Genomic DNA, 4506 nt, shown 5'->3' with positions numbered 1-4506 from the left:
GCGGTCAGGTCACCATAAGGTCACCTGTCACCACAGCGAAGGCCAAGAGCCGACGACCGAAGGCCGAGGCGACCCGTCGGAAGCGGGGTCAGCATCCTGGATGGCTCCTACGAACCGGGCACGTCGGTGCGAATGCCGCATCCGGCGAACCCGGAGTTCGGCTACCCGGACGCAGCACGACCGGGCGTCTTCGATGCGATCAGTATGGAGACACAGTACTTCGGGTCGTCCCACTGGAGGTTGATCTTCATAATGAGCGTCGACGTACGCATACGGTCCGCCGATACCGGACCGGCGCTCGATCCCGACCAGTTCTGGGCCTGACTCATGGGTACCGGACCGCAGACGATGTCGGACGCCGCCGTGAGCCCCGAGGCCCGCGCGGACGACCTTCTCCAGACGATGACGATCGAGGAGAAGGCACAGCAGGTCACCGGGATGCTACCGGTGGGACTCCTCGGCCGGGACGGCCTGATCCAGTCTCAGGCCGAGCGTCGCCTGCGCGACGGGATCGGCCACATCGGGATGCTGGGAATGGTCGGTCACAAGACGCCGGACCGACTGGCGAGGATCGTCAACGAGATCCAGCGGTTCCTCGTCACGGGCACCCGGCTCGGCATTCCAGCAATCTTCCATGTGGAGGCGCTCAACGGTGTGGTGGCGCCCGGGTTCACCACGTTCCCAACGGCGATCGGGCTGGCCGCCACGTGGAACCCCGGCGGTGTCGAGGAGATGGCCGGCGTCCTGCGCCGGCAGGCGCGGGCCATCGGTCAGACCTTCGCCCTCTCCCCCGTCATGGACGTCGCTCGGGACGCCCGCTGGGGGCGGGTCCATGAAACCTACGGCGAGGACCCGTACCTGACCTCGGCAATGAGTGTCGCGTTCACCCGCGGTCTGCAGGGCACCGACCTGCGCGAGGGTGTCATCGCCACCGGCAAACATTTCCTGGGCTACGCGGTCACCGAGGGCGGCCAGAACATGGCTGCCACGGCGGTGGGGCCGCGCGAACTCTACGAGGTGTATGCCCGCCCGTTCGAAGCAGCGATCAAGCTCGCCGGCCTGGGCGCGGTGATGAACTCCTACAGCACCGTCGAGGGCATCCCGGTCGCTGCCAACCGCGAGATCCTCACGACGCTGCTACGGGAGCGGCTGGGCTTCACCGGCACCGTCGTCTCCGACTACCAGACCATCCACCACCTCCATGAGCGCCTCGGGGTCGCCCGGGACGCCGAGGAGGCCGGCCGGCTGGCGCTGGCCGCCGGCATCGACGTCGAGCTGCCAGCCCCGCACGGCTACGGCCCCACCCTCGCCCGGGCCGTCCACCGCGGAACCGTCCCCGCCGACCAGCTGGACCAGGCCGCGTGGCGGGTCCTGCGCGACAAGTTCGCCCTGGGTCTGTTCGAGGCGCCCTACGTCGACGAGGACCCCGTCGTCATCAGGGCGGTGGCCCGCCAGGGCGTCGACCTGGCCGACCGCCTCGCCCGGCAGTCCGTGACCCTGCTGACCAACGACGGCACCCTGCCGCTGTCTCGCGACGTCCGGCGGATCGCGATCGTCGGCCCGCACGCCGACGGCACCGCGTTCGCCTTTGCGCCCTACACCTACACCGCCGCGCTGGGGATGCTCGGCGCCCGGTTCCGCGGCGAGGGGGGCGCCATGGACGGCGTCGAGGAGATGACCGGCGAGGTGCCGGACGAGGCGATCGAAGCGCTGATCGAAGAGGTCGCCGGCCCTCTCGCCACGCCGCTCGACGACTACGTGCGCGACACCTACGGCGCGCAGTCCCTCGCCGAGGCCGTCCGCCGCGGTGTCCCGGACGCGCAGGTGACCGTGGTCACCGGCTGCGGCGTCGTCGACGAGGAGCCGACCGACATGCCGGCGGCGGTGACGGCCGCCCGCGACGCCGACGTGGTGATCCTGGCGCTGGGCGGCCGTGGTGGCTGGTTCACCACTGCGATCACCGAGGGCGAGGGCAGCGACACCGCGAACATCGACCTACCCACGAACCAGGTCACCCTCGCCCGGGCCGTCGCGGCCACCGGCACCCCGTGCGTGGGCATCGTCTACACCGGCCGGCCGATGGCCCTGACCGCGATCGTCGACGTCCTGCCGGCGCTGCTGTACGGCTACTACGGCGGCCAGGCGGCCGGCCCCGCCATGGCCGACGTCCTGTTCGGCGACGTCAACCCGAGCGGCAAGCTTCCGATGTCGATCCCCCGGCACTGCGGCCAGGTACCGATCCACCACGGCCAGCCGGCCGGCACCGGGTACCGGCGCGCCGCCACTGACATGCACCGGGGCTACCTCGACATGCCCGCCACCCCGCTGTTCGCATTCGGCCACGGACTGAGCTACACGACGTTCGCGTACACCGACCTCGTCATCAGCTCCGTCCAGGTCGACAGCGAGGGCGCCGTCACCGTCGCGGTGACAGTGCGCAACATCGGGGAACGGGCCGGCGAGGAGATCGTCCAGCTCTACTTCTGTGACCAGGCGACCGGCGTCACCCGGCCGGCCCAGGAGCTCGTCGGATTCACCCGCGTCGACCTCGCCGCCGGCGCCGGCGCCACCATCGAGTTCACCGTGGCGATGAGCCAGCTGGGCTACCTCGGCCTCGGCGGCGACGTCGTGCTGGAGCCGGGCCCGATCCAGGTGCTCGTGGGCAGCTCCTCGGACGACATCCGCCTGCGGGACGCCTTCGAGGTCGTGGGCGAGACGGCGGTGCTGCACGGCCGCCGCTCCTACCTCTCGCACGTCACCGTCGGCAAACCATCCGAGCGCCCGTAGGCCGGCCCGTCGGGCGCACAAACCGGGCGTGCTCCAGGGCTTCGAGCGCCTGTACGGCTGGGGACAGCAATGGGGAGTCCGGGGACGGGTCAGAAAGCTCCGGGACGGACGGTGCGCATGACGTCGTCGAGGACCTTGTCCAGCGGTGCCCGGCAGCCGGCTGCCATCCAGGCCCGCTTCGCCGCCTCCAGGCACGCCAGTGCGGCGCCGATGACCGCTTCGGGGCGGGCGTTGATTCCGGTGTCGGCCGGGTCGGGGGCGGGGCCAAGGCGGGCGGCGATATGCGGAATGAGCCGGTCGTGCCACCCGCACTGCTTGTCCAGGTTACGGGCCCGCAGCGCGGGATTGCCGTCGAGCATCTGCCGCAGACCGCGGGCGCCCTGTGGGTCGCGCGCGTGGTAAGCGAGTAGCACATCGAAGGCGCGGCGCAGCGCCGTCCACGCGTCCTCGCCGGCAGGCCGCTGCGCCAGGGCCTCGGCGAGTGACTCGCCAAGGGCGTCGAGGTGGTCGAGTACGACGTCTTCCTTCGAGGCGAAGTAGCGGAAGAAGCTGCTGCGGGACACCCCGGCGACGGCCGCGATCTCGTCGATCGTCGTCGCGTCGTAGCCCTTGCGGGCGAACAGCTCCATCGCGACGGTCATGAGCTCGGCCCGTACGGCGCGCCGGGTGCGTTCGCGGAGCCCCAGTCCGAGCCCGAGCCCTCCAGACGCCTCAGCCATCACGGTCGTACCATACCTCGCGCCATAACTGCTTCTCGGTACCTATTCTGGCACTGAGTGCAGTGTTGGGCGTAGAGTGCCGATGCGATGATGCGGGTCAGCGAGCTGCGACGGAAGGGCGTCATGGATCTTTCTGGAGTGGGGGTATGGAGCATCCCCCTGCGTTACGGGGACCCGGTCGAGGCCGCCGAAGCCCGCCGGCTGGGCGTCATCTCCCGCCCCGTCCCGCACGACCAGCTGCGGGACGGGGCCGGCCGATGATGACGCCGCTGGTCCTCGTGCACGGTGGCGGCTTCGACAGCCGCTGCTGGGATCTGCTGGTGCCCCATCTCGCCGCGCCGGTCCTCGCCATCGACCTACCCGGGCGGGGGCGCCGACCGGCGCCGCTGGAGTCGGTGACCTTCGCCGACTGCGCGCGCGCCATCGTCGAGGACGTCGACGCGGCCGGCTTCGACGAGGTCGTCCTCGTGGGCCACTCCCTCGCCGGCTGCTCGTTGCCGCGGGCCATGGAACTGCTCGGCGACCGCGTCCGCCACGCCGTCTTTCTCGCCGCGACGGTGCCGCACGCCGGGACCAGCACCAGGCAGGCGCTGCGACCGGACGTCCAGGAGCACGTCGAGGAATCCCAGGCCGAGCGGCGGGAGACGATGGATCCCGCGCAGGTAAAGCGGTACTTCGGCAACGACCTCGACGACGAGCAGTTCGCCTGGTGCGCACAACGCCTCGTTCCCGAAGCGGAAGGGCTCACGACCGAGCCGGTCGACCTCTCAGGCCTGCGCCGGCCCGTCCCTCGCACCTGGGTGCGCACCACCAAGGACGCCATCCTCCCGCCCGAGATGCAGCTGCGGTTCGCCGCCCGCGTCGGTGACTGTCCGGTGATCGACCTCGACGCCGGGCACATATGCATGATCAGCCAGCCGGCCGCGCTGGCCACGATCCTGCACGGCATCGCCGACACCTGACGGGCCGGTCGAGCTGCGCGGCCTCGGCGTCGACGGCC

General features: G+C 70.9%; 5 protein-coding genes. 4 read left to right on the top strand and 1 reads right to left on the bottom strand.

Annotated elements, in window-relative coordinates; all coding sequences use genetic code 11:
- Positions 1-132 precede the first annotated feature (132 nt).
- Together U9979_RS18940 and U9979_RS18935 are read left to right on the top strand one after the other, a co-directional pair.
- Positions 133-324, top strand: a complete 192-nt coding sequence (locus U9979_RS18940) for a hypothetical protein (RefSeq protein ID WP_322780438.1) — start codon at positions 133-135, stop codon at positions 322-324.
- A 24-nt stretch (positions 325-348) separates the two neighbouring features.
- Positions 349-2787 (top strand): glycoside hydrolase family 3 N-terminal domain-containing protein, encoded by a 2439-nt coding sequence (locus U9979_RS18935; protein ID WP_322780437.1) that lies wholly within the window; start codon positions 349-351, stop codon positions 2785-2787.
- A gap of 89 nt (positions 2788-2876) precedes the next feature.
- Here U9979_RS18935 and U9979_RS18930 read toward each other — a convergent pair whose 3' ends face one another.
- Positions 2877-3506 carry a TetR/AcrR family transcriptional regulator gene (locus U9979_RS18930; protein WP_322780436.1) on the bottom strand — a complete coding sequence of 210 codons (630 nt, stop codon included), beginning with the start codon at positions 3504-3506 and terminating at the stop codon, positions 2877-2879.
- A gap of 123 nt (positions 3507-3629) precedes the next feature.
- Here U9979_RS18930 and U9979_RS18925 point away from each other — a divergent pair, with 123 nt between their 5' ends.
- Together U9979_RS18925 and U9979_RS18920 are read left to right on the top strand one after the other, a co-directional pair.
- Complete coding sequence (locus U9979_RS18925; RefSeq protein ID WP_322780435.1) at positions 3630-3767, top strand: hypothetical protein; 138 nt, start codon at positions 3630-3632, stop codon at positions 3765-3767.
- Positions 3764-4468 (top strand): alpha/beta hydrolase, encoded by a 705-nt coding sequence (locus U9979_RS18920; protein ID WP_322780434.1) that lies wholly within the window; start codon positions 3764-3766, stop codon positions 4466-4468. Before U9979_RS18925 ends, U9979_RS18920 begins: the two co-directional genes overlap by 4 nt.
- The last annotated feature ends 38 nt before the right edge of the window (positions 4469-4506 follow it).

The sequence above is a fragment of the Protofrankia sp. Cas4 genome (genome assembly GCF_963555915.1).
GTDB lineage: Bacteria > Actinomycetota > Actinomycetes > Frankiales > Frankiaceae > Protofrankia.
The sequence above is the reverse complement of the archived record's forward strand: the minus strand, read 5'-3'. Positions and strand labels throughout refer to the sequence as shown.

Excerpts from the sequence above, each read along its gene's own strand:
- U9979_RS18940 (WP_322780438.1), top strand. The coding sequence starts at position 133 with ATGCCGCATCCGGCGAACCCGGAGTTCGGCTACCCGGACGCAGCACGA.
- U9979_RS18935 (WP_322780437.1), top strand. The coding sequence starts at position 349 with ATGTCGGACGCCGCCGTGAGCCCCGAGGCCCGCGCGGACGACCTTCTC.
- U9979_RS18930 (WP_322780436.1), bottom strand. The coding sequence starts at position 3,506 with ATGGCTGAGGCGTCTGGAGGGCTCGGGCTCGGACTGGGGCTCCGCGAA.
- U9979_RS18925 (WP_322780435.1), top strand. The coding sequence starts at position 3,630 with ATGGATCTTTCTGGAGTGGGGGTATGGAGCATCCCCCTGCGTTACGGG.
- U9979_RS18920 (WP_322780434.1), top strand. The coding sequence starts at position 3,764 with ATGATGACGCCGCTGGTCCTCGTGCACGGTGGCGGCTTCGACAGCCGC.